This window comes from Rothia sp. HSID18067 (genome assembly GCF_003989445.1).
Taxonomy (GTDB): Bacteria; Actinomycetota; Actinomycetes; order Actinomycetales; family Micrococcaceae; genus Rothia; species Rothia aeria.
On sequence record NZ_RBMF01000001.1, the window covers coordinates 23,840 to 49,699 of the forward strand.

Genomic DNA, 25,860 nt, shown 5'->3' on the forward strand with positions numbered 1-25,860 from the left:
GGCGCGCTAAACCGGGCCCTTAGCGCCCCCGACAGGGAACAACGCCCCGGGGGTGTGGTGCACCTAACGAAAAGAAACGGGGGTGGTGAACCCCATTGTGCTCACAGGCCCAACCGGCCCCCAAACGCGCAGAGAACCGCTAGCAATAAGATAGACTTTTGAGTATGTGTGGAATCGTTGGATACGTAGGTCTGGGCTCAGCACCAGACGGTCATAAATTTAGCCACAATGCATATGATGTGGTTCTAGAAGGTCTACGCCGCCAGGAATACCGCGGCTATGACTCTGCCGGTGTTGCGCTCGTATGCCCCGACGGCATCGAATTCCGCAAGAAAGCGGGCAAGCTCATTAACCTGGAAAACGAGGTTGCGCAAGCTCCTCTCACCGAATCACGGATCGGTATCGGTCACACTCGGTGGGCCACCCACGGCGGGCCCACCGACACTAATGCGCACCCGCACGTGGTCGATCACGGCCGCCTTGCGGTAGTGCATAACGGTATTATTGAAAACTTCGCTGAACTGCGCGCCGAACTGCTCGCTGAAGGGGCCGAGTTCCAGTCCCAGACCGATACCGAGGTAGCTGCCGCACTGATCGCAAGCAGCTATAACAAGCTCGGCACCGGTAACTTAACCGAGGCCGTGCGCGTGGCATCAAACCGTATGGAAGGTGCGTTCACAATCCTTGCGGTGCACGCAGACCACCCCGACCAGGTGGTGGCAACCCGCCGTAACTCCCCGCTGGTGATCGGCCTGGGGGAGAACGAGAACTTCCTGGGCTCTGACGTTTCGGCGTTTATCGATCACACCAAAGAAGCCGTGGAGATGGGGCAGGATCAGATTGTCACCATCACCAGCACCGACTACTCGATTATTGACTTTGACGGCAACCCCGCCGAAGGCAAACCCTTCCACATCGAATGGGACGCCGCAGCGGCGGAAAAGGGCGGCTACAACTCGTTCATGGAGAAAGAAATCCACGAGCAGCCCACCGCCGTTGAGCAGACCCTCATGGGACGCATGGACGAAAAAGGCAACCTCGTTCTGGACGAGCTCAATATCGATGACTCCGTGCTGCGCTCGATCGATAAGATCATTGTGGTGGCCTGCGGTACCGCAGCGTACGCGGGTCAGGTTGCGCGCTACGCTATCGAGCACTGGTGCCGTATCCCCACCGAGGTCGAGCTCGCTCATGAGTTCCGCTACCGCGACCCCATCGTAAACGAGAAGACCCTGATTGTGGCTCTCTCGCAGTCCGGTGAAACCATGGATACCCTCATGGCGGTGCGTCACGCCCGCGAGCAGGGCGCTAAGGTCATCTCCATCTGCAACACCCACGGATCAACCCTGCCGCGTGAATCCGATGCGGCGCTGTACACCCACGCCGGTCCTGAGATCGCGGTTGCATCAACCAAGGCGTTCCTGGCGCAGATTACCGCAGCATACCTGCTGGGTCTGTACCTGGCGCAGCTTCGCGGCAACAAGTACAAGGACGAAATCTCCGCCATCCTCGGTGAGCTGCAGAAGATGCCCGCCAAGATCCAGAAGGTGATCGACAACGATACCCTCGTGAAGGAACTTGGTGCCGAGATGAAAGATACCTCTTCGGTGATCTTCCTGGGCCGTCACGTTGGGTTCCCTGTTGCCCTTGAAGGCGCGCTTAAACTCAAAGAGATCAGCTACATCCACGCCGAAGGCTTCGCCGCCGGCGAGCTGAAGCACGGTCCTATCGCCCTGATTGAAGAGGGCCAGCCCGTTATCATCATTGTGCCCTCCGCGCAGGGGCGTGAATCCCTGCACGGCAAGGTCGTCTCCAATATTCAGGAAGTGCGCGCTCGCGGCGCCTTCACCATCGTGATCGCCGAAGAAGGAGACGAAGCCGTCAAGGACTACGCGGATCGTCTGATCACTGTTCCCGCTGCGCCTTCTCTGCTGCAGCCCCTGCTGGCCACCGTGCCGCTGCAGATTTTTGCGTGCGCACTTGCTGAGGCGAAAGGACTGGACGTTGACCAGCCCCGTAACCTCGCCAAGTCGGTGACCGTAGAGTAGCGCAACCCCGCTCTGTCAGGAACTGCCACAAGCGTCCGGCGTGCACCCCAGGTGCTGCCGGGCGCTTTCTTATACCAGCCCGAAACCCACTCTGCTGCAGCTACATGCCCTCGTAGGCACCCAACACCCGGAAAAATAGTCTGCAGCGGTGCTGAGAGCAAAGCGAAACCTGTTGAAACCCACACAACCTAGCTAGACTTAACATAAAACACCGCATCGGGAAGAAGGTGAGAGATGATTATCGGCATCGGCGTAGATACCGTCAATATCGAACGATTCGAGCGGATAGTGACCGAAACCCCCGCCTTCGTGCGACGCGTCTTCACCGCCAGCGAGCGCACCCGCAACCTACGCTCCCAAGCCGTACGGTTCGCCGCGAAAGAAGCCCTCGCCAAAGTTCTCGGCGCACCCGCCGGGCTCAGCTGGCAAGACTGCGAAGTAGCCAGCACCGAATCCGGCCAGCCCTACCTGGTGGTCAGCGGAACCATCGCGGCCCGCGCCCGCTCGCTCGGCATTAACCGCCTGCACCTGAGCCTCACTCACGACGAACCTGTGGCCGTGGCTATCGCCACCGCAGAATACCTCAACACCAGCGAACTGGAGCACCTGCGCCGGTTCAACCCCGAAAGCTATCGCATTACCGTGCTCGCCCCAGAGCCCCCAGGCGAAACACCGTAGAAACGTGTGAGGGCACCAGCCTAAGGAGAGGCCATGAAACTCATCTACACCGGCGAAAGCATCCGCGAAGCCGAAAAGCCATACGTGCAGGCACCCGACTATAACGGCTACCTGATGCAGCGCGCCGCCGATGCGCTCGCCGAAGAAGCATACGATACCCTCGTTAGCCACGGGGCGCCGCCGCACAGCGGGCGTGTGCTGCTGCTGGTAGGGCCCGGTAATAACGGTGCCGACACCGTGTATGCGGGGGTGCGGCTGCACCGGCTTGGGTACAGTATTGACGCGGTGCTGTTTGACCCCACGGGGCGTAACCTTGAGCTTATCGCCCGTGAGGCTGGGGAAGGCACCCGGGTGTTGCACACAGAGCAGAGCCTGCGTAATATCTCCGACTACTCATTAATCATTGATGGGATCCTCGGCACCGGTGCGCGCGGGCCTGTGCGCGGGGAAGCGGGGGAGTACCTGGGGTATTTGCGGTCCCTGCAGCAGCTGGGCACACTACCGCCCGTTATCGCCTGTGACATCCCCAGTGGGGTAGACAGCAACGACGGCACCCTGAATGAGCCGTCCCTTGCGGCGGTGCGTACCGTCACCTTCATTGGGCATAAGCTGCCAACTGGCACCGGCACCGCCGAACACTGCGGCAGCATTCGGCTGCACACCCTGGGGGTGCCGCACGCCCTTGATAACACCGAACCGGCGCTGCGGGTGCTAGAGACCAAAGATTACCGTCGTGAGCTTGAGACCCCCACCGTAGAATCACACAAATATACGCGGGGAGTGCTGGGGATGCTCACCGGAACACCCGAATACCCGGGTGCGGCGCTCATGAGTGTTCATGCGGCCATTAACACCGGGGTGGGTATGGTGCGCTTCGGTGTGAATGACGAGAAATTACACGCCCTGATGCTTGCCCACAATCCCGAAACCGTGTGTTTCAGCGGGCCTGCACGCCAGCAGCAGGTGCACGCCTGGGCCGGGGGCAGCGGCACCACGTCGAGCGAGCCTACCAACCGGTACCTCATTGAGGCCCCTGAACCGGCGGTACTTGACGCCGGGGCTGTGGATACCGTGGCGGAGTATTTGCTCACCGGTAAACGCCTCACCGCCCATAAAATACTCACCCCCCACGCCGGTGAGCTGCAGCGGCTGCTGGCGGCGCTCGCTAACGGGCTGACGGGGCGGTGGGCCGAGTTGATGCAGAACACCCCCGCCCCCAGCAGGGACGATATTACCCGTCAGCCGTTGCGGTGGGTGAAAACCGCTGCCGCGCTTACCGGGGCAACCGTTATGCTCAAAGGCGGGTATAGCCTGATCGCCTCGCCCGCAGACACCGTTTACAGTGTGCGCGGGGCTACCGCCTGGTTGGCCACTGCCGGCAGCGGAGACACTCTCACCGGTATTTTAGGGGCACTATTGGCGCAGAAAGTTGCCGCCGCTGCACAGCGCGGCACGCCGCTAGAGGACGACGTCTACGCGCGTGTTGCCGCTTTGGCTGTGTACCTGCATGGCCGCGCGGCCCTCGCCTCATTGGGTGGGCGCAGGGGCCCAGTACCGCCCACACGGGTGGTTCAGAGCCTGCCGCAGGCGATTGCAGAACTGCTGGAGTACTAGCGGTGAGACAGAAAAAATAATGCTGTGCCCGCCAGCTGATATCAGCTGGCAGGCACAGCATCCTAGTCTGCGGCGGCGGTAAGAGACGCCGTTTGTGTGTGATGTTTAGTACGCCCCGTCCTTGGCGAATACGGCGCGTACTGTGCGCGCTAAAATCACGAAATCGGTGGTGAGTGACCAGTTCTCCACATAGTACAAGTCGAGGCGTACCGACTCTTCCCAAGAAAGGTCGCTGCGGCCAGAAACCTGCCACAGCCCCGTAATACCGGGTTTGACCAGCAGACGGCGGTACACCATCTCCTCGTACTTTTCGACCTCTTCAGGCAGCGGCGGACGCGGGCCCACCAGTGACATGTCACCCTTGAACACGTTCCACAGCTGCGGTAGCTCATCGATCGAGTATTTGCGGATAAACCGCCCCACCGGGGTGACTCGCGGGTCGTTCGCCATCTTAAAGAGCAGTCCGTGCCCCTCGTTTTGCGCCGCCAGCTGTTTTTTGATTTCTTCGGCGTCGGTGCGCATCGACCGGAACTTCACCATCTTAAACGGCTGGCCTTTAATACCCACACGCTCCTGGAGGAAGAACACGGGGCCTCTATCGCTCTTCACCACGAGCGCCACAATAGCGAACAGCGGGGAAAGCAGCAGCAGCCCCAGACCCGAGCAGACCACATCAATACTGCGTTTTGCGAAGGCCGAAGCGCCCGTAATACGCGGGGTTGAGACGTGCACCAGCGGCAGACCGTTCAGCGGCTGAATGTGCATGCGCGGGCCCGCCACGTCGGTGGTGGCTGGGGCCATAATCAGTGAGATGCGGGCATCAGCCAGTTTCCACCCCAGCTGCCTCATCTGGTTGGGGGTCAGGTGGTGGCCGTTCGAGACCGCCACCATGTGAATATTGTTCTCCTGCACCGCCTGCATAATCTTGGCGGGGTCGGTGCTGTACCCCAGCACCGGCAGGTTATCGCCAGCAACAACCGTGCCCTGGGGAAGGCCCGGCAGGTAGAACGCGGTGGGGCACAGCCCGGAGGCGATCACGCTCCCCAGCGCCTGGTGCAGGTGACGCCCGGTGATGACGTCGGAGATAATAAGGACGCGGGTGAGCGCGCGGCCTCTTTTACGCCACCGCACTAATCCCTGCCGCAGCAGCCACCGCATAAACGCCAGCGAGATAATGCCCAGCGGGTAGGAAATCAGCATGTACAGGCGGGTGAATTCCACCTTCAAGAAGAAGGCGACAATGATGATCATGCAGAAACAGTAGGTGGTGCCCCGCGTGACAAGCCGGTACTCCTCTGTGCCGAACCCCAGAACCCGCACACTGCGGGAGCCGTTAAATTGCAGGAAAAGCCACCACATGATGATCATGATGATATCTAGGGTGATGTAGTCAAACGGGATGTATTCACGGCCCATGACGCTAAACGGCCAGAGGTTAATGGGGGGAAGATCCACCTGCTCGAAGCCAAACCGGAAAATGTGCGCGCTCACCACGGAGAATACGATCGCTATAAGATCAACCAGGTACAGGGCGTGCACGACTTTCGTGTGCCAGGTTTTCTTCATGACATAGGCGCTATCCCATATTTTCTTAAGGTTGTCTTGAATCCCCAAAATTCAATAACCTTCCCCGGACCGTGGAGCCGATAGACTGGTTCCGCGCCGTGGCGGCAGACCCGCCCGGCGTGAACCTATTGTTTTTGCCAGTGCTGTGTTTGTGTGAGTGAGTGGAAACGCGTTTCAGAAGCCGAACACTGCCGGGGCAGGATCAGGTAACGAGAGAACAGTCGGCTGTCAGCGAAAACGTATCCACTCATTATTTTAGGGCTACAAGGCCCGCGCATATTCACACAAAACCCGTTAAGTTGAGTGAAGTCGGTCACAGGACGTGCGTGTGGTGGGGAGACAGCGCCGCATAACGCCTGCTGGCGCGGAAGGCAGGTGCGGGTACTCGCTGCGGCAGGCAGCGCCCGCAGGGGCCTAAAAGCAGCAGTGCGTGAGGTGCGCTGGTACATCTTCTTAGTCTATCCGCTCATGCTTATAAGTCATGAGTCAGGAACGAAAACCGGTCAGTTCAGCCCGGTCGAGCACAAAATCAATCAGCGGTTCGTAACGATTCGGCGGAACATTATCATCCATCGGAACACACACCGGTAAATCACCCTGCTCCGCGGCAATAAACAGCCCCGGGTCGTTACAGTCGGCAATACCGAGCGTCGGCAGCTTCTGCTGCGATGCCGCATACCCCGCCATCCCGTGATCGGAAACCACAAGATCGGGCAGCTCGCCGCGCTCACGAAGCTGGGCGAGGGCGATGCGCATCGGCCCGGGGAAATGCGTGTGCTGCAGGTTCCCGTACTGCTCAAACATCACCACACCCATGATCTGGCGGATATCGCCGTCCAAAAACCGCTCACCCTGCTCAATACGCAGCACCGTGGCCTCGGCGCGTTCGGCGACGCGCGCCAGCTCAGCATAAATGGGGAAAAGCCCGGCGGGATGACCGGTGGCGAACAGGATTTTCTGGCGGGCACGTACCGCATCACCAAAAATACGGGCATACTCTTCGAGAGCATCAATGCACTGGGCGGAACCAATCGTATCTTGCCCCTGAATATGCGAGCGGTCAGGGTTCAGGCCAGCACGGCGTACCATAACTTCAAAAACTTCGTCGTAGGTCCAATCCTTTGACCAGTTCACCCCGAATTCGAGGTGCTCATTATGATCAAGGAAACCTTGAATATGCGAAAGGTTATTCTCGCGTGGGGTGGCAACATCACCCGTGATACGGGCGGAATCAAGGTAAGCGGCGAACTCGTGCCGGGTCATAGGGAATGTCATGGGTACAGTGTAGCTAATGGAGATGGGGTTCCCTGGTGAGACGAGCGCGGCCGGTTAGCTCACTGCGGAGAGCGCATCTGCATACGCCGCCAGAGTTTTCTGTGCCGTAGCCTCCCAGCTGAAGGAGCGCGCCCGCGCCGCCGCCTGCGCCCCCAGGGTGAGCCGAAGCCGCGGGGCACGAACCATACGCTCAATGGCCACCGCCCAATGCTGCGGGGTACGCGGGGCTACCAGTAAACCGGAGACATGGTTCTCGACCGCATACCTCAGCCCATCAACGTCGGAGGCCAGCACCGCCGCACCAGCGGCCTGAGCCTCTAAAGCCACCAGCCCGAACGACTCGGATGAGGACGGGGAAGCCACAATATCGGCCCGCCGGAAGATCTGCGCCAGCTCACTCGCCGGAACAGGGGGCCGTAAATGCACCCGGTCCGCCACCTGCAGCTGCGCGGCGCGCTGAAGGAGCAGCTGTTCATAGTCGGAGTTGGAACGGCCAATAATATCGAGTTCAACCAGCAGGTCATCAGGGAGCAGCCCCAGTGCCTCGACCAGCAGGTGCGGGCCTTTAAGCGGCTGGGGCCTGCCCGCAAAAACGATACGGGAGCGAGTATCCGACCCCTCATTCTCGGCGTGTACGCCCGCAACGGGGCAGAAAATACTCGTATCAACCCCCGGAGTAATCACCCGCAGCCGTGAAGGGTCAGCCCCGTAGTACCCCTGCAGCTGGTCGGCCTCAACCGGGGTGTTCGCGATAATGAGGTTTGCCTCGGCAATAATGCGGCCCTCTTCAGCTCGCCGGTACCCCGGCTCCGCAGGCTCGTTGGCACCACGATGCGCATCCTTCGCCGCCGCCGTAGTATGCGGGGTAAAAAGAACCGGAACGTTCGTTCTGCTGCCTGCGGTGGCTGTTGCATAGTGTGCCGCAGCGCTTAGCGCGGCAACACCCGAAAGCCAATAGTGCGCGTGGATCAGCTGCGGTGCCCACTGTGCCGCCTCCACCGCCGCCTGCGCAAAACCGCCGGTGAACTTCGGCAAATCATTCTTCGTGGCCCCGCGCGTTCCCGAAACCGGCACATAGTGCACGCGACACCGCGGATGCTCAGGGGCCGCCGAGCGCTCTGCCGCCCCATCCCCAAAATCCAGGGTAAAAACCTCAATACGCAGGGTGGGGTCGGCGGCGAGCATTGCCTCCACCGAACGCGCAATGTACACATTCATGCCCCCGGCATCGCCGCTGCCAGGCTGAGCAAACGGGTCGGTGTGCATTGAAAAAACATGCACCACGCGGGCGGCGGTCTCAGAGGAAACGCAGGAGGGCGGGATTGAAATACTCACTCGCACAGTCTACCGCGCCGCAACGCACCCATCCCAAAGAACACCTGCACCCAAGACGGCATACCGGCACATAGCCAGCGCACAGCCAGCACTTACACTCCGCCCAGCCGTATTGTGCATGATGGAAGAAACCCCGCACGGTAGAAAAACCCTGAAAAACGCGGTGACTAGGGCGTATGACCGCCGGGGGGAGTCCACGATAAAATGTAAAGACACCGGCGTACACCGCCCAGCAGGTCACCTAAAGGCACAACTAAACCGAGGTACAGAGAATGAACACCCCCGAAAGCGCCATTCCCGGAACCCCCATCGCCAACGTCCAGCTGCAACCCGGCGAAGCCGAACGAGCCGCCATTATCGATCTGAGCGCTGTTGAACATAACGTGCGCACCCTCAAACACCGTATTGGTGAGCGGCAGCTCATTGCCGTTGTCAAAGCCGACGCCTACGGGCACGGCGCCTACCCGGTTGCCCGTTCCGTTCTTGAAGCGGGCGCCGACATGCTCGCGGTGGTGCACGTCTCCGAAGCTCTTGAGCTGCGTTCCGAAGGTATAGAGGCACCCATTATTGCGTGGCTCCACACACCTCGCACCGACTTTGAGGAAGCCATCGAAGCAGATGTTCGCCTGGGTGTATCTGGCTGGGATTTGGAAGCGATCGCCATTGCCGCAGCCAAACTGCGCATGCGTGCCATAGTGCACCTTAAGGCCGATACCGGGCTGGGCCGTAACGGCTCCACCGACACCGAATGGCCTGCCCTTATCTCCCGCGCCGCCGAGCTTGAAGCCGCCGGGCTGATCCGAGTGGAGGGCATTTTTACGCACTTCGCCGTGGCCGATGAACCCGAACGCGCCGAGACCGCGCAGCAAACCGAGAAGTTTAATAAATTCGTAGCCGCCGCCCGCGCCGCCGGGCTCACCCCCGACCTCATCCACTTGGCGAACAGCCCCGCCACCCTCACCGGAGCATCCGAAGAGTACAACACCCCTGAGGCTGTGCTTGGTAATGCTGTCCGCTGCGGGCTGGCTATCTACGGGCTTTCACCGTTGGCGGGGGTGAACGCTCAGCAGCTGGGGCTGCGCCCCGTCATGACCCTCACCGGGTATGTGAGCGCCGTCAAGGAGGTACCCGCCGGGCAGGGCGTTTCGTACGGGCTGCGGTACACCACCGACAAGCCCACCACCCTCGCGCTCATCCCGCTCGGCTACGCCGACGGTGTGCCGCGCATTGCCGCGAACGCCCCGGTGCGTATTTACCCGCGGGACGCCGAGGCGAAAACCTACCGTGTGGTTGGCCGCATCGCCATGGACCAGCTGGTGGTAGACCTTGGCGAGCCGGGGCTTTCCAACCCGGAACTTGGCTACCTGGGTGCGCGGGCGGTCCTGTTCGGTGCCAGCCCCAACCCGCCCGTGGAGGAGTGGGCTGAGGCCTCCGAGACCATTAACTATGAGGTTGTTACCCGCATCTCTTCACGCGTGATCCGTATCTATAGCGGCGGCACCTGGATCGAACGCGAAATTGATGTGCTGCACTCCTTGGACGAAGCGCTCAAAGACATAGACACCAGTGTCCCCGAAGGTGCACAGTAATGCACGCCGCTGAGGCTATAGACCTTGAGGTGACAGACCCGGCGCACACGCGCCGACTCGCCCACGCCCTCGCCCGGATGCTGCGCGCCGGGGATGTGCTGCTGCTCTCGGGTGAGCTGGGGGCTGGGAAAACCACATTTACCCGCTCATTAGGGGAGGGGCTTGGCGTGCGTGAAGGGGTTATTTCGCCCACATTCGTGCTCTCACGCGTGCACCCTAACCTGCCGGACGGTCCCAGAGCTGGCGGGCCTGACCTGGTGCATGTGGACGCCTACCGGCTCTCAAGCGCCGAAGAACTTGACGACCTCGACCTGGAGTTTTCCCTGGACACCTCGGTGACTGTTATCGAATGGGGGCGCGGCAAGGCCGAGCACCTGAGCGATTCACGCCTGGAACTGGACTTTACCCGGCTGCACGGCGCCCACACGGCCCTGGAATACGCCACCAGGGAGCAGGGCGAATTCGACTGGGACGCGCAGGATCACGCAGACACAGACACCCCGGAGGCCCGCCTGCTGCGGGTGCGCGCCATTGGGCCCCGCTGGGAGGGGCACGCTGCACATGAACTGTACCGCGCCCTGCAGCAGGCGTAACGTTCACACCATTCAGGGGAGCAGGTGCACAAAGACCGGCAGTGCACGCTCTGCTGACTGGGGCGGCGGGCGCGTTAGAATTGATGGGTGCTAGTACTTGCCCTTGATTCATCAGCTACCGCATCCGTAGCGCTTGCCCGCATCGACAGTGACGCACCGGGTGCGAGCGCAGAGATTCTCGCCAGTTACGAGAGCGAAGACACCCGCTCCCACGCCGAGGTGATGGCCCCCTACGCTGCACAGGTTTTAGCCGATACGGGGCTGGACGGCGCCGCCGTGGATGCGGTGCTCACCGGCACCGGGCCGGGCCCGTTCACCGGGTTGCGCGCCGGTATTATGACCGCCCGCACTCTCGGGTTTGCTTGGAATAAACCCGTATATGGGCTTATGAGCCTGACTGCCATAGTAGAACGAGCGTTCGCTGACGGTGCTTTCCGTGACTCCCGGACGGCGGCCAATAGCGGTATGAACCGGGCGGCGGTTGAGACGCTAGTTGCCTCGGATGCCCGCCGCCGTGAAATCTACTGTGCGCTTTTTGCCGTCACTGAGAATGGCTATTCGCTCGCCTCGGGCCCGTCGGTTGGGCCCGCCCACCAGACCCATGCACCCGCATACGATCCGTCAGATCCCGCCGCACCCGCACTAGGGTACGGGGCTGGGCTGTACACCGAGGCACTGGCCGCCTCCGGCTGGAATGTGCTCAAAGACTACGCCCACCTGCACCCCACCGCAGCGGACTTGGTGAAAGCTGCGGCGCGGTGCGGGGTAAAAAATCTCAGCCGCGATACGCAGGCGCTGTACCTGCGTGAATCGGATGCGAAAGTACCGGCTGCCATGCTTGCCCGCACCGCCAGCGCCCAGCCCCCGCATGGGCAGCAGAATACAGGCAAGCCACAGAAAACACGCGGGCAGCAGCCCGCCCCAGCAGCACCCGCACGGGAGCAGTAATGTCGCCGACCTCAGACCACCCGGAACCGCAGCTGCCCACCCGCCTGGGGGAAGACACTACCCTGCGGGCCGCACAGCTGCAGGACGTGCCCGACCTGCACACCCTTGAAACCCGGCTTTTCCCGGCAGACGCCTGGGCTCTTGACATGTTCCTGGCCGAAGTAGGGCACCCCACCCGCAGCTACTATGTGCTCGAGCATGGCACCGGCTCTGGCCCCAGCATTATCGGCTACTGCGGGGTGATGGTCGTGGGCGATACCGCCGATGTGCAGACCATTGCCGTGCTGCCCGAGCATGAAGGGAACGGGTACGGCCGCGCCATGCTAGAGACCATGCACACCCGCTCCCGCCAGCAGGGGGCCGAACGCATCCTGCTGGAGGTGCGCGCCGACAACCCGCGCGCCCAACGACTCTACCGGCGTAACGGGTACACGCGTATTCACGTGCGGCCCCGCTACTACGACGACGGCACTGACGCGCTCATTATGCTCAAAGAACTCACGGCACCCACCGTGCCGGTGGCGACCGTACACCCACCCGCCACCGGTGAACACCCCACAGCACCGCACACTGCAAAGGACAGCACCCCATGACAGCTACTGAACCACTCGTTCTGGGCATCGAATCCTCCTGCGACGAGACCGGCATCGGTATTGTTCGCGGCTCGAAACTTCTGACCAACACCATCTCCTCCTCCATGGAAGAGCACGTGCGGTTCGGTGGTGTTATCCCAGAAATCGCTTCCCGTGCGCATCTGGAGGCCATGCTCCCGGCCTTGGAGAAGGCCCTGACTGAGGCGGGAGTGAGCCTTGGTGATATTGATGCGATCGCCGTGACCGCTGGCCCGGGACTGGCCGGGGCGCTCATGGTGGGTGTGGCGGCGGCGAAAGCGCTCGCGGTGGCCACCGGCAAACCGTTGTATGGGATTAACCACCTGGTGGCGCATGTTGGGGTGGGGCTTCTGGACGATAACGGCACCAGTGACGGGGCGCGCCTGCTGCAGAACGCCGAAGCTGGCGGGCTGGGGGCGTTGCTGGTCTCGGGCGGGCACACCGAGATTTTGCAGGTGCGTGACATTACATCGGATGTGCGCCTGCTGGGGGCTACCCTGGATGATGCCGCGGGGGAGGCATACGATAAGGTTGCGCGCCTGCTGGGGCTTGACTACCCGGGCGGCCCCGCTATTGATCGTGCTGCGAAGGATGGTGACCGCACGGCGTTCACTTTCCCGCGGGGGCTCTCGGCGCGTAAATTCATGGGAAGCGCCGAAGAGCCGGGTCAGCACCGCTACGATTTTTCGTTTTCGGGCCTGAAAACGGCGGTTGCGCGCGTAGTTGAGGGGCTCACCGCGCGCGGCGAGACGGTTCCGGTGGCTGATATTGCGGCGTCTTTCCAAGAGGCTGTGGTGGATGTTATTACGAAAAAAGCGACGCTTGCCTGCACCGAGCAGGGGATGGATACTCTGCTGCTGGGCGGGGGCGTGGCGGCGAATTCGCGGCTGCGGCAGCTGCTGGCGGCACGGTGCGCTTCTGCGGGGGTGCGCCTGATTATTCCCAAGTTCACCCTGTGCACAGATAACGGGGCGATGGTTGCGGCCCTTGGGGCGCAGCTGGTGGCGGCTGGGCGTGAGCCTTCGGGGGTCGGGTTTACCGCGGATTCATCGCTTCCGGTGACGACGGTCTGCCTGTAGACCCGTGTTCTGCTGTCTGTTGCCAGCACAGGCACGTGTGCGGGTGGTGTGGGTACCACATGCCGCTAGTTGAAAAAACCTTCAAGTGAAATATTCATCTTAACCCACAACGGTTATAAAAGCCCATGTCAGTACCTTTAAGGTTACAATTCTTCTTAAACGCTCATTAATGATAAATCTAAGGTTTATATTGTATTTTCCTGCGCGTTTGGCGTGTTTAAGGAGTGTAACCACATGAAAATGATGAGGAAGCTAGGCACAGCCCTCTCAGCAGTGAGTATCGTGGCGGCCTCGTGTATCACCACAGCTCCCGCCGTGGCGGATGATGAAAACCAGCAGGCACCCTGCCAAGATGTTGAGGTTGTTTTTGCGCGCGGCTCCGGGCAGCCTCTCCTAGCGGATGTGGAGTCCGAGGCGGTCGGTGAGCAGAAAGCGGACAAGGCGAAACATGTCAAAGAGGCGAAACATGTCAAAGAACTTGCCGCATCCAATGCGCAGACACTAGGTCTGACCCAAAACTTCTACGAACTGGGCACACGCCATATTAATGGTGCCCACTACCCGGCCCACCCGATTCAAGGATTCACCTCCCTACTGAACGCGGGGTATAAGGCCGAGGGCAGCCGGTACTTCTCCTACGAGCAGAGCGTGAACGAGGGCGTGCGGGAAGGGGTGGGGTACCTGCAGCAGCGTATGAGCCAGTGCCCCAACAGCCAGTACGTTCTGGGCGGCTACTCCCAGGGTGCGCAGGTGATGGGGGACGTGTATGGGCAGCTCACAGATGAACAACGCAGCAAGGTAGCTTTTAATGCGTTCTTTGGTGACCCCAAACTGAACCTTCCCGAAGGGCGGTCCGTGGCGGGAGAACACCCCGTCTTTGACGGGCGGGGAATTTCGCCGTGGCGGCGGCAAAGTCCCGCACCCGCAACCGCGCAAGGATCCTTAGGGGCGCGCACCCCCTACCTGCCCGCAGGGGAGCAGAACACCGGCTCATGGTGCCTGGCCAACGACTACGTGTGCGGCTCCACGAAGGTGCTCATGGGGTTCAGTCGTGAAAACGGGCACATGCTGTACGCACAGGCAAACGGGCCGATTGATGAGGCCCTGCGGGAAGCCTTCTCACGTGTGGGTCAGCGGCGGGGTGTGGAAGATGCCGCCGCTCGGCTGACCCCCGCCGGTAGCGGCCCGGTTGTGAACCTGCCAGCGGATGAGTACTACGCCCCCGTGGGGCACACGGTACGCCTTGACGCGGGAGCATCCTACTCGGCGGGCTCAAAAATTGTGCGCTGGGACTGGGATATTGACGGCGACGGCGTGTACGAGACACACGATGGCGCGGCCGTAATGGAGCACTCCTACTCGGCGCAGGGTGACTACACCGTGAAGGTGCGCGCCACCGACAGCAAGGGTGCGGTGACCGAACGGCAAGTGACGGTGCACGCGGGCACCACCACCGGCATCCCGACACTGCCGGAGGCTGCGGCCACAGTGAGCGGGGAACGCAACGGCACCGAGGCGACCCTGCGTTGGAGTGCTGCGAAAGCACCTGAACTTGGTTGGCAGATCACCGTAAACGGGTTCCCCGTTGGGGTGTACACTTCCAATACCGCTGAGGCTGTTGTGACGGGGCTGGATGCCTCCCGCGATGTAGAGATCGGGGTGGCTCCCGTCTCGGCGCAGGGCATAGCGGGTGAGGTGAAAACCTTCACGTTTAAGGCTCAGGGCGGCAGCACTCCCGGCGGGTCTGCTCCTGGCGGTTCTTCCGTACCTGGTGGGTCTGTTCCCGCAGAGGCGGCAGCCTAGCCGCAGCCTCTTTTCGGCTCTCTGCGCGCGGCTGCTCCCCGCTGGCGTACCCTGCGGAGTACTCTGTGTATTCCTTCTGGTAATGCCTGAACCGGGGTGCGCTGCGCGCAGTGTAAGGGAAACGGGCTACCGTAGCGGCGGCTGCTTTGCCTGCTCCGCAAGATCACGCATCACCTCACGGAACGACCCGGTCTGCGCCAAGACACGCCGCTGCCTGTCGGCGCCAGTACCCTCAGTGAGGATACGCCGCATCTGCTCCAGTTCGGGCAGGCACTCCAAATCCTCAGCGACCGGCCGCAGCATATCCAGAAGATCCTTCAGCTCATCCCGCAGCGGGCGAACCTGCGGCTCGTTAGAAACCACCACCTGCGCATCCAGCCCGTACCGGGCCGCACGCCACTTATTCTCCTGGGCATGCCACGGGTCCAGCACCTGCACCCGCTCACCCGCATCAAACCGGCGTGAAAAATACTCCACCAAACACTGGGTGAGCGCCACAATACCGGCCACATCCGGCAAAGACGCCAAACCGTCGCAGTAGCGCATCTCGACTGTGCCGTAGTGCGGTACAGGCCGCACATCCCACCGGTCCTCGCTCACATCTTCAATAGCGCCGGTCGCCACCTGCGAATCAAGATACGCCGAGTACTGCTCCCACGTCTGAAAAGAAAACGGCAGCCCATTCGAGGGCAGCTGCTGGTACAGCATGGTGCGGTGCGAAGCGTACCCGGTGTCAATACCCTCCCAGAACGGCGACGACACCGAGGGCGCCAGCAGGTGCGGGCAGTAGTTAGTGAGCGCATCCACCACCGCCAGGGCCTTCTGCGGCGAATCAACACCCACATGCACATGCACCCCAAAAATGATCATGTGCCGGCCCCAGTACTGGGCACGGTTCACCACCCGCTGGTAGCGGTCCTTATTAACCACCGTCTGCTGCGCCCACCGAGAATACGGGTGAGTTCCCGCGCAGAAAAAGTCCAGGCCCAGCTCATCACAGATAGGTCGCAGCGCGTCGACGGCTTCAGCAAGCTGACGGCACGACTCGGCGACGGTGGTGCACACCCCGGTAATAACCTCCAGGGTATTATTCAAAAATTCGCCGGTCACATGCACCGACTCGGTCGAGGGAACCAGCAGATGCGGGTGCCGCTCACCCAGGCGTGCCAGCACCTGCTCGGCACGCGGGGCGAGCTCGCCATCTGTTTTATTGGTCAGCGCGAGCTCCCACTCCACGCCGATTGTGGACTGGGGCGAGTGGGCAAAAGCTACCATTTCTCTCCTGACGGTGACAACTGCAATTATTTTACGCGGTGCAGCTCACTTTCACCGCCATTTGGGTAATGTATGACTAAAAACGACAGTACCGCTGGGCGCAGCGTCACAGTGTGTAACACGGGCGCGGGTGCTCTTTCGGTACCGCAAAGACCCGCGTCTCAGATAACGGATGCACCCAAGCGGCAGCCCCGCACAGAACCCTATACAGGGTGAAACCGCCACCGGCTCATCCTACTGCACGCACCACCTGCACCTTATACGGGCCAGCAAACCAGCCCGCTCCGGTGAGACCACCTGGTTCACTCCGCCACGCCCAGCGGCCGCACCCACCAGCCCACATGCTCCGTCCGCGCAGCATCCTCACCAGAGCCGCCAACGCGGGTAAAAACCAGGGTCGCAGGCTTATACTCGCCCTTCTTCTTTTTCACCCCAGCCAGCAGGGCCGCCCGCAGCTTCTCAGGCACAATATCCACCCCGCGTTTTTTGATGGTCACGGCGTTAATACCGTGCTCACGCACCCAACGTTTTAGCTGCTTCTGACCCACCGGAACCCGCTCAAGCACCTCATAGCAGGCGGCGAACTCCGCGTATGAGGCTGGCAGCGGGTGCTCAGCAGAAAGATAAGCGATACGCGGGTCAATACGATGCGCACCCACCGCACACGCAAAATCATGCACCAGCTGCGCCCGAATCACAGCCCCGGAAGGCTCATACAGGTACCCGCCCGCCACCGGCAGCCCCGCACCGTCATCAGGTGCCGCCAACGGTGCAGCCGCACCAAGAGGCTCAGCGGAGGTCATCTCGCCCAGCACCTCGCCCGCATCCCCCACAATTGTTGCCGCCCGCGCCACCGATTCACGCGCCGCCGCATTAAACCAGAGCACCAGCTCAACCACAGACCCGGCGTGCTGCACCCACTGCGCCTCAACACGCGGCTGCAGGTTCGCCGCACCAGCAATATCCTCCGGGGAGGGGATCGCCTCATGCGCGGTGCCTGGCCCAAGTTTAACCCCCATCGGTACGCCCAGCCGTGCCAGGGACAACACAAACGAAAACGGTGGGGAGAACGCCTCAGGATCAAAAATACGTTCGGTACGGGCCTTCTTCGCACCCTCCAACTCGCGGCGTGCCGGGTCGCACCAGATACCCTGCACCGGCTCCCCAGCGGCTGTACACAGTGCCCCGTGCTCATAGTCCGTCACATCACCCACCAGCACACGCGACTGCCCGTATGAGGCCAGGTTATGGGCCGCAAATGAGGCGGTGACGGGGTCACGCTCAACCGAGACAGTTGCCAAACCGGCGGACGCGAACGCCACCGAATCCGCACCAATACCGCACCCCAGATCGGCTACCGAACCCACCTGTGCTTTCAGAAAACGCCGCGCATGGTACCGGGCAACAGGGGAGCGGGTGGACTGCTCAAAGCCCTCCTCCGTCAGCAGCAGATGGCGGGCGCGCTCGCCGAATTTGGCCTCGGCGCGGGTGCGGGTTTTTACCAGGGTCAGGATGGCTGCCGACTCCTCAGGCGTAAAACCTTGTGCACGTAAGGCAGCGGCATCGGTGAGGGAACGGGAAGGATCATAGGGGTACAGCTCATCAGCGGCCTGTAGCGACTGCGGGGTGAAAGGCGGCACGGGTGGGTTCGTGAAACCCAGCGGCGCGCCGGATGCGGTGAAATCTGCCATATCTTCAAGTGTAGTGTGCCTGTGCGCCGCAGGGTCATGCCCGGTGTGATGCAGAACGTGGGGTGGTGGCCGTATCGGTCTGTGCGCATTCCCCCTTGCGCGAAATGCCGCCGAACGCGGCGGGTCTTTCTTGACCGGTGCGCGGCGGGATTCTAAAGTTGAACTAGTGCTCTGGCGGGCGCAGAAAAAACGCGCTATCACGCCGGCGAAAACACCTTAAGAATGTAATGCATAAGGAGAAAACCTCTCATGGCAATTAAGCCCCTCGAAGACCGAGTTGTTGTCAAACTAGAGCAGGCTGAGCAGACCACCGCATCCGGTCTGGTTATTCCCGAAACCGCCAAGGAAAAGCCTCAGGAGGCTCGCGTGGTGGCTGTAGGCCCCGGCCGCATCGACGATAAGGGCAACCGTGTTCCCGTTGATATTGCTGAAGGCGACGTTGTGGTGTTCTCCCGCTACGGCGGTACCGAGGTGAAGTACCAGGGTGAAGAGTACCTGATCCTTTCCGCCCGTGACGTTCTGGCGATCGTCGACTAATTTCGTGAAGTAACCGGATGCGCCGCCACACCCTGGCGGCGCATCCGCGTAGCTGGGCCCGCACGGTACTTACCGGTGGGCGTACCAGAAGAACAGCCATATAAGGAGTAACGAAATTCATGGCTAAACAGCTTGAATTCAATGATGCCGCCCGCAAATCCCTGCAGGCCGGTGTTGATAAGCTTGCCGACACGGTGAAGGTTACCCTCGGCCCGCGCGGGCGTAACGTGGTGCTTGATAAGCAGTGGGGCGCACCGGTTATTACGAACGATGGCGTCTCCATCGCCCGTGAAGTCGAACTGGAAGACCCCTACGAAAACCTGGGTGCGCAGCTCGCTAAAGAGGTAGCCACCAAGACGAACGACGTTGCCGGTGACGGTACGACCACCGCAACCGTACTGGCGCAGGCACTCGTGAATGAGGGGCTGCGCAACGTAACAAGCGGTGCGGCACCCGCGGAGGTGAAGCGCGGTATTGAGGCCGCCGTTGAGAAGGTCTCGGAGCGTCTGCTTCAGGATGCCCGCGAGGTACAGGGCCCAGAAGTTGCACATGTTGCTGCTATTTCGGCTCAGTCCGACCAGATCGGCGAGCTCTTGGCATCTGCTTTTGAGAAGGTCGGTCAGGACGGCGTCATTACCATTGAAGACGGCTCGTCTACCGAGATTGAGCTTGACATTACCGAGGGTATGCAGTTCGACAAGGGCTACCTTTCGCCTTCGTTCGTGACCGATGCCGAGCGCGGCGAAGCGGTTCTTGAAGATAGCCTCATTCTGCTCTACCAGGGTAAGATCTCCACGGTTGCCGAGATTATGCCCCTGTTGGAGAAGGTTGTACAGGCGAAGAAACCGCTGACCATTATCGCCGAAGACGTTGATGGTGAAGCGCTGTCTACCCTCGTGGTGAATAAGCTCCGCGGAACTCTCGACGTTGTGGCGCTTAAGGCTCCCGGATTCGGCGATCGCCGCAAGGCTATTATGCAGGATCTCGCCATTCTGACCGGCAGCATCGTGATTACCCCCGAACTGGGTATCGACCTGGCTCAGGCAACTCTCGAAGAAACCGGTTCGGCGCGCCGGGTGACCGTCACCAAGAACACCACCACGATTGTGGACGGCGGCGGCGGCAAGGAAGCGGTTGAAGACCGTGTGCAGCAACTGCGCCGAGAGATCGAGGCCGTAGAGTCCGAATGGGACCGCGAGAAGCTCAAGGAACGCCTAGCGAAACTCGCCGGTGGCGTGGGCGTGATCAAGGTGGGTGCGGCAACCGAGGTTGAGGCTAAGGAACGTAAGCACCGCATCGAAGACGCTGTGTCTTCTACCCGCGCGGCTCTTGAAGAAGGCATCGTATCCGGCGGCGGTTCGGCGCTGGTTCACGCCCTGAAATCGCTTGACGGTTTTGAACTCGACAGTCACGACGCGAACGTGGGCGTGCAGATTGTGCGCCGCGCCCTGGTGCAGCCGCTGCGTTGGATTGCCGAAAACGCCGGTTATGACGGTTACGTGGTGGCCGCGAAGGTTGCTGAGCAGCCCGCCGGTCACGGCTTTAACGCCAAAACCGGCGAGTATGAGGACCTGTTCCAGGCGGGCGTGATCGACCCGGTGAAGGTCACTCGCTCGGCGCTGCAGAACGCATCCTCCATTGCAGCACTGGTGCTCACCACTGAGACCCTGGTGGTGAACAAGCCCGAAGAGGACGACGAGGACGAATAACCTCATAAAAGCCTGTGCCCCGCGGATTACGGTTCGCGGGGCACAGGCTTATTCACCCTGCTGATGCCTCTGGGTCCGGCTCACCCCAGGCGGCGCACCGACACAGAACCACCGTCCGGCAAAGACCATGCACGCGGTTTACTATAGATATACGACTGAACTAAATCTCCTTGAGTTCCACGGTTGTGAAAGGTAAAGAATGACCACCCCCACCGCCCTGTCAGAAGACCCCTTCGGCTTCACCGGCCTCACCTACGACGACGTTCTGCTTCTTCCCGGAAACACTGATGTTATTCCCTCTGACGCAGACACCACCACCCGGCTCTCTAAACGCATTACTCTGGGCACCCCCATTATTTCTGCGGCGATGGATACCGTCACCGACTCGCAGATGGCGATCGCTATTGCGCGCCTGGGCGGGCTGGGCGTGATCCACCGCAACCTCTCCATTGAGGATCAGGCGGCGCATGTGGACCGGGTGAAACGCTCCGAATCGGGCATGATCACTAACCCCGTGACCATTGGTGCGGATGCGAGCATCGACGAATACGATAAGCTATGCGGCTACTACAAGGTTTCGGGCCTGCCGGTGGTGAGCGAGGACGGTGTGCTGGAAGGCATTATCACCAACCGTGACATCCGTTACCTTTCCCGCACCGACTACGCCGACATATATGTGCGCGACATTATGACCCCCATGCCGTTGGTCACCGGTACGCCCGGGCTGACCAAGGATGAGGCGTTTACCCTACTGTCAAAGAATAAGATTGAGCGCCTTCCCCTGGTGGATGCGGCCGGTAAACTGGCCGGGCTGATCACCCTCAAAGATTTTGTGAAAACCGAGCAGTACCCGCGCGCCACCAAAGATGAGGACGGGCGCCTGCGGGCCGGTGCAGCAATTGGTTTCTTCGGTGACGGGTATGAGCGGGCCATGACCCTCATCGAGGCGGGCGTGGACGCACTCTTCGTTGATACCGCCAATGGCCACTCCCAGGGTGTGCTTGATATGATTGCCCGGCTGAAAAAAGACCCCGCTGCGGCGCATGTTGATGTGATTGGCGGCCAGGCGGCAACACGCGCAGGCGCGCAAGCCATCATTGATGCGGGCGCGGATGCTGTGAAAGTTGGTGTGGGCCCCGGGTCGATCTGCACCACCCGCATTATTGCTGGTGTTGGCGTACCGCAGATTACCGCCATTAATGAGTCTGCTAAGGCAGCTATCCCCGCAGGTGTTCCGCTCATCGCCGACGGCGGTATGCAGCATTCGGGTGAGATTGGTAAGGCCCTGGTTGCGGGCGCCGACTCCGTAATGCTGGGCTCGCTGCTGGCGGGAACCGCTGAGGCCCCCGGCGATCTGATTTTTATGAACGGTAAGCAGTTCAAGTCGTACCGTGGCATGGGCTCCCTGGGGGCTATGCAGACCCGCGGCGCCCACAAGTCGTACTCGAAGGACCGTTACTTCCAGTCGGATGTGTCCAGTGAGGAGAAGCTCATCCCCGAGGGTATTGAGGGGCAGGTTCCGTACCGTGGTCCGCTCTCTGCGGTGCTGCATCAGCTGGAAGGCGGCCTGCGCCAGACCATGTTCTACGTGGGTTCACGCACCATTGAGGAGCTTAAGACTAAAGGCAAGTTTGTGCGCATCACCCCGGCGGGTTTGAAAGAATCGCACCCGCACGACATTATGATGACCGTTGAGGCACCGAACTACCGCCGCTAAACTTTTTGCCGCGCCCGTACCGTAGCCTGACGATGGTGCAGCACCATCGTGGGCTGGGGTGCGGGGCGGTGCCATTCCGTAGGGAGAAACCCGGAAGGAAAAACATGTCTGATATTCAGATTGGGCTCTCGAAGAGTGCCCGCCGCACCTATGCGCTTGACGATGTGGCGCTGGTGCCTACCCGCCGCACCCGTGACCGCCGCGACGTGGACACCTCGTGGCAGATTGACGCTTTCAGGTTTGACACCCCCATTGTGGGGGCACCCATGGACTCGGTAATGTCCCCGAAGACCGCGATCGCGCTCGGGCAGCTGGGCGGGCTGGGCGTGCTGAACCTGGAGGGCCTGTGGACCCGGTATGAGGACCCGCAGCCGCTGCTGGACGAGATCGCTGAGCTTCCTGAGGCTGACCCGGCATCATCTACCCGACGTATGCAGCAGATCTACGCCGAGCCGATTAAGCCTGAGCTGATTACCGCACGCCTTGAGCAGATCCGTGATTCGGGAGTTATTGTGGCGGGTTCGCTCACCCCGCAGAACACCCAGGAGCACTACGAGACGGTGGTGCAGGCCGGGGTGGACGTGTTCGTGATTCGCGGCGCGTCGGTCTCTGCGGAGCACATCTCAACCTCGCATGAGCCGCTGAATTTAAAGAAATTCATTTACGAGCTGGATGTGCCGGTGATGGTTGGCGGTGTGGCCGGGTATTCGCAGGCTAAACACCTGATGCGTACTGGTGCCGCCGGTGTGCTGGTAGGGTTCGGCGGCGGTTCGGCAATGACCACCCGCAAGGGGCTGGGTATTTCCGCCCCAATGGCAACCGCTATCGCCGATGTTGCTGCGGCTCGTTCGGACTACCTGGACGAATCCGGCGGGCGGTATGTGCATGTGATTGCCGACGGCGGGCTTAGCCGCTCCGGGGACCTCGTGAAAGCGCTGGCCCTGGGGGCGGACGCGGTCATGATCGGCGCACCGTTAGCTCGCGCATCTGAGGCGCCGGGCCAGGGCTGGTACTGGGGCAATGAGGCGCATTCGCGGGACTTCCCGCGCGGGGTGCGCACCCCCCTGGGCGTGGTTGGAACTCTCGAAGAGGTGCTGTATGGGCCCTCGCACCATGTGGATGGTACCCGCAATATTGTGGGCGCCCTCAAACGCGCAATGGCGAACTGCGGCTACCTGGATTTGAAGAAATTCCAGAAGGCAGAGATGACGATTGTGCCCGAATACCGGGGATAACCGCGGGCAGTCGCATTCCGTTGAGAACGCCAGAACCGAACGAACATTCTCTTTGCTAAAGTGATGCGCCCCCACTGGTGAAATACCCGGTGGGGGCGCATTGTGCTGTTCCGAGTCAGGCATGGAAGCTGGGTACATGACCATACGCGGGGCATAAGCGAGCAGAATCCCCTAGCATGAATAGGGTAGGTGGGTAATACGCCGGTGAGCGTGGTGCTGTACCGAAGAAACTGGTCGGGCGAACTGATATGGGGAATGCATAGTTATGAGTGCGCAAGAGATGGACGCAGAGAAGGCCTTCGAGCGGTTCGAGTCCATGCTGCAAGACTGGCTGCGTGACAGCGGCGGGACCCGCATCGACATCGACTACCACGCCATCCACCGCACTGGACACATCATCAACTGGCTGACGATTGACGGTCAGCGCAAGAGCATACTGTTTCCCGCGAAGCTGGACTTCACCATGTACAAACTTCGTCCGGCTCAGGTGGACGCCCATCGGGGTGCCTGGCTGTACTCGCACCTGTGGATGGAGGCCTCGGACGGTGTGCTGCATCAGGAGTCGGACTGGATGCGTGAGCCGGTTATTCGCGGCGAGCTCATGGGGGAGCAGGACGCGGCGGTGGAGCTGAGGATTCATCCTCGGGATCCTGAGTTCATCCCGGAGTGGATGGCGACCAAGGCAGCCGCCTTCCACAAGAAGGAGGAGGCCCGAGCACGACGTCGCGAACGCGACCGAGCCCGCCGGGCACGCAAGAAGGCTGAAGCTGCCCAGGCTGCGCGGGAAGCCGAGACGAATACGTCGAGTACTGCCAGTGAGGCGGCGGGGAAGGCGAGTAGCTGACTCGGTCGAAGCAGACCGGTAATATAGGAGATTTGTTTATTGTGCGCCCGGTCTTTGTTGGGCGGGGCGCTTGGACGATGAAGGAGAATAATAATGATGGAGTGGTCTTTTGAAGGTCAAATGGAGGTCGCGCAGGCGATCGCGAACCAGTGGGGTGAGTGGATGCGCGCTAACGGCGTTCAGGAGGTCGTCGTTGAGGTTGAGGGTGTCGGCACCCGTGCGGCTGTGAGCAGTCAGGTGCTGCATCAGGGGCAGTGGGTGAACAGTGCCCTGCCGGTGGAGCTAGTGCGCCTGGGTGTGGATCTGCGTGTGGCTATGGGGCGCCCTGGAGGCGGGGCGTGGACCTGGGCACGGCTGTCCATGAGCAGCTCGCAAGGCTACAAGCTCGTCTCCGACTTCAACTATGACCGTGAACCCGTTCTGGACCCACCCTACGCAGCTCAGGATGTGGCCCAAGAACTGGAGGCTTTCCCGCGGGAACCGAATGCTATTCCTGACTGGATGCGTATCGGCGGCTAGACTGCCTTCCGTGCCCGTTGTTGGTTTTCTGGCTGTGGTACCTCACTGACCAACCCACTCAGCGGTGGGGGCCGAACCCTTCCGGCTCGGTCCCCACCGCTTTGCCCTCACGGGAGCAATACTTCCCCTACCCTGAACCGACCCCGCATGGTGGGCAACCGACTCGATGCTCTTCATATGGCTACCGATATTGTCCTCAGTGAGTTTCGACCTGGGGGACAGGATGATGTTGTCCAGTAGAGTCCAAATCGACGGAACCCGTCATCAAGGAGGCCCGCCGCGACGACCTGTAACCCCTGGCCCTAGCAGCGAAGTAGAGACCTTAGTTTGGCGTTTGCCGTCACACGCGAGTGTCGGTTTAGGAGTTGGTAAAAGATTCGTGTCCGCAACAATTGAATCACCAGCAATGACTGCCCTCACTGAAGCCGAAGAGAAGTATTTCGCAGAGGGAGGGGAATCCTAGCTCTCGCGATGAGACTTAAAGTAGTTTCAATTGTCGAGTTTTCTCGCATTGAGTCCACAATGAGTGGCCTGATTACTGAAGCAGGGGGCGTGGTAAGGCAGGGGTGAGCATAACCGAACCCGAGAGATTCTCGGCCCCGACGTCGAACTGCACATCCAACTGAAACCATAAACTTAGAATAAGGAGTTATCATGGGCGTCAGCTATCTCTACTCAACCCTCAACTCAGGGCTCGTTATCGCCGACACCGACACGTTCCTCAGCGAGGGAAAGCGGCATTGGCCAGACTGCAAAACAAGATCCGTGAGGTCCGTCGACCGCGAGACCGACGTAGAAATTCTGCTTGATCCAGACGGGGCGTCGACGATTATCAGTCACTTCAGCGACGGTCAGCTCATATCTGTTGACGGGGCAGATCTTGAGGAGGCTGCCGAAATTGCCGTTTGGGTGAGATCCCTTAACCCGGACCCCACCCTGGTGCTATGGTTTACCACCGACAACTTTGATGGTCATACCGTTCTGACTCCTGACATCACACCCCAGCAGGTCATTGAGCAGTGGGTGGATCATCGTGAGCATGACCCCTATGTGGAGTACCCCGAATACTTCTCCTGACAACTCCGCCGACACCGCCAAGAGCACCAAGGAAGAGAAATTATATTCTCAACTGAGAGAAGAGTCTGGCAAACCTCTTCAGCGGATGGTTGATTTAAGTAAACGGGGTCAAACATG

Annotated in this window: 21 protein-coding genes; 16 read left to right on the forward strand and 5 right to left on the reverse strand. The window is 60.9% G+C overall.

The window, feature by feature from the left end; all coding sequences use genetic code 11:
- Positions 1-164: 164 nt before the first annotated feature.
- The 3 genes from glmS (at position 165) to D8M23_RS00160 (ending at position 4,340) form a co-directional block, all read left to right on the forward strand.
- Positions 165-2,048, forward strand: coding sequence for a glutamine--fructose-6-phosphate transaminase (isomerizing) (glmS, locus tag D8M23_RS00150; RefSeq protein ID WP_126852958.1), 1,884 nt, complete (start codon positions 165-167; stop codon positions 2,046-2,048).
- Positions 2,049-2,282: 234 nt separating this feature from the next.
- Positions 2,283-2,726 (forward strand): holo-ACP synthase, encoded by a 444-nt coding sequence (locus tag D8M23_RS00155; RefSeq protein WP_126852960.1) that lies wholly within the window; start codon positions 2,283-2,285, stop codon positions 2,724-2,726.
- Between the two features lie 33 nt (positions 2,727-2,759).
- Positions 2,760-4,340: a bifunctional ADP-dependent NAD(P)H-hydrate dehydratase/NAD(P)H-hydrate epimerase gene (locus tag D8M23_RS00160; protein ID WP_126852962.1), complete on the forward strand. Its 1,581-nt coding sequence runs from the start codon at positions 2,760-2,762 to the stop codon at positions 4,338-4,340.
- Positions 4,341-4,445: 105 nt separating this feature from the next.
- On the opposite strand, the gene D8M23_RS00165 is transcribed toward D8M23_RS00160, so the two are convergent.
- From D8M23_RS00165 to D8M23_RS00175, 3 genes are all read right to left on the reverse strand, one after another.
- Positions 4,446-5,906, reverse strand: a complete 1,461-nt coding sequence (locus D8M23_RS00165) for a sugar transferase (RefSeq protein WP_238693711.1) — start codon at positions 5,904-5,906, stop codon at positions 4,446-4,448.
- A 486-nt stretch (positions 5,907-6,392) separates the two neighbouring features.
- A complete protein-coding gene (locus tag D8M23_RS00170) occupies positions 6,393-7,181 on the reverse strand; it encodes a phosphatase (protein WP_126852964.1) in 789 nt (262 codons plus the stop codon).
- 54 nt (positions 7,182-7,235) lie between these two features.
- A complete protein-coding gene (locus tag D8M23_RS00175; RefSeq protein ID WP_174234592.1) occupies positions 7,236-8,516 on the reverse strand; it encodes a glycosyltransferase in 1,281 nt (426 codons plus the stop codon).
- A gap of 272 nt (positions 8,517-8,788) precedes the next feature.
- Between D8M23_RS00175 and alr the strand changes: the two genes are divergently transcribed.
- The 6 genes from alr (at position 8,789) to D8M23_RS00205 (ending at position 15,139) form a co-directional block, all read left to right on the forward strand.
- Entirely contained in the window at positions 8,789-10,105 is a 1,317-nt protein-coding gene (gene alr / locus D8M23_RS00180; protein WP_126852965.1) for an alanine racemase, read from the forward strand.
- Positions 10,105-10,698: a tRNA (adenosine(37)-N6)-threonylcarbamoyltransferase complex ATPase subunit type 1 TsaE gene (tsaE, locus tag D8M23_RS00185; RefSeq protein ID WP_126852967.1), complete on the forward strand. Its 594-nt coding sequence runs from the start codon at positions 10,105-10,107 to the stop codon at positions 10,696-10,698. The genes alr and tsaE overlap by 1 nt, the downstream gene beginning before the upstream one ends.
- An 87-nt stretch (positions 10,699-10,785) precedes the next feature.
- Complete coding sequence (tsaB, locus tag D8M23_RS00190; protein ID WP_126852969.1) at positions 10,786-11,646, forward strand: tRNA (adenosine(37)-N6)-threonylcarbamoyltransferase complex dimerization subunit type 1 TsaB; 861 nt, start codon at positions 10,786-10,788, stop codon at positions 11,644-11,646.
- Complete coding sequence (gene rimI / locus D8M23_RS00195) at positions 11,646-12,239, forward strand: ribosomal protein S18-alanine N-acetyltransferase (protein ID WP_126852971.1); 594 nt, start codon at positions 11,646-11,648, stop codon at positions 12,237-12,239. The genes tsaB and rimI overlap by 1 nt, the downstream gene beginning before the upstream one ends.
- Positions 12,236-13,336, forward strand: a complete 1,101-nt coding sequence (gene tsaD, locus D8M23_RS00200; RefSeq protein ID WP_126852972.1) for a tRNA (adenosine(37)-N6)-threonylcarbamoyltransferase complex transferase subunit TsaD — start codon at positions 12,236-12,238, stop codon at positions 13,334-13,336. Before rimI ends, tsaD begins: the two co-directional genes overlap by 4 nt.
- 234 nt (positions 13,337-13,570) lie before the next feature.
- Positions 13,571-15,139, forward strand: a complete 1,569-nt coding sequence (locus D8M23_RS00205) for a cutinase family protein (RefSeq protein ID WP_126852974.1) — start codon at positions 13,571-13,573, stop codon at positions 15,137-15,139.
- Between the two features lie 126 nt (positions 15,140-15,265).
- Here D8M23_RS00205 and D8M23_RS00210 read toward each other — a convergent pair whose 3' ends face one another.
- Both D8M23_RS00210 and D8M23_RS00215 read right to left on the reverse strand, forming a co-directional pair.
- Positions 15,266-16,414 carry a glutamate--cysteine ligase gene (locus D8M23_RS00210; protein WP_023134197.1) on the reverse strand — a complete coding sequence of 383 codons (1,149 nt, stop codon included), beginning with the start codon at positions 16,412-16,414 and terminating at the stop codon, positions 15,266-15,268.
- A 302-nt stretch (positions 16,415-16,716) separates the two neighbouring features.
- Positions 16,717-18,105 (reverse strand): class I SAM-dependent methyltransferase, encoded by a 1,389-nt coding sequence (locus tag D8M23_RS00215; protein WP_238693712.1) that lies wholly within the window; start codon positions 18,103-18,105, stop codon positions 16,717-16,719.
- A 249-nt stretch (positions 18,106-18,354) separates the two neighbouring features.
- Between D8M23_RS00215 and groES the strand changes: the two genes are divergently transcribed.
- The 7 genes from groES (at position 18,355) to D8M23_RS00250 (ending at position 25,743) form a co-directional block, all read left to right on the forward strand.
- Positions 18,355-18,642, forward strand: coding sequence for a co-chaperone GroES (gene groES / locus D8M23_RS00220; RefSeq protein ID WP_006888719.1), 288 nt, complete (start codon positions 18,355-18,357; stop codon positions 18,640-18,642).
- A 119-nt stretch (positions 18,643-18,761) separates the two neighbouring features.
- Positions 18,762-20,351 (forward strand): chaperonin GroEL, encoded by a 1,590-nt coding sequence (groL, locus tag D8M23_RS00225; protein ID WP_126852978.1) that lies wholly within the window; start codon positions 18,762-18,764, stop codon positions 20,349-20,351.
- 199 nt (positions 20,352-20,550) lie between these two features.
- Positions 20,551-22,068, forward strand: a complete 1,518-nt coding sequence (gene guaB, locus D8M23_RS00230) for an IMP dehydrogenase (protein WP_006888789.1) — start codon at positions 20,551-20,553, stop codon at positions 22,066-22,068.
- Between the two features lie 104 nt (positions 22,069-22,172).
- Entirely contained in the window at positions 22,173-23,303 is a 1,131-nt protein-coding gene (locus D8M23_RS00235; RefSeq protein ID WP_126852979.1) for a GuaB3 family IMP dehydrogenase-related protein, read from the forward strand.
- 463 nt (positions 23,304-23,766) lie between these two features.
- Positions 23,767-24,147, forward strand: coding sequence for a hypothetical protein (locus D8M23_RS00240; protein ID WP_202976108.1), 381 nt, complete (start codon positions 23,767-23,769; stop codon positions 24,145-24,147).
- A 93-nt stretch (positions 24,148-24,240) separates the two neighbouring features.
- Positions 24,241-24,666, forward strand: coding sequence for a hypothetical protein (locus tag D8M23_RS00245; RefSeq protein ID WP_126852983.1), 426 nt, complete (start codon positions 24,241-24,243; stop codon positions 24,664-24,666).
- Between the two features lie 765 nt (positions 24,667-25,431).
- Entirely contained in the window at positions 25,432-25,743 is a 312-nt protein-coding gene (locus tag D8M23_RS00250) for a hypothetical protein (RefSeq protein WP_126852984.1), read from the forward strand.
- Positions 25,744-25,860: the final 117 nt, after the last annotated feature.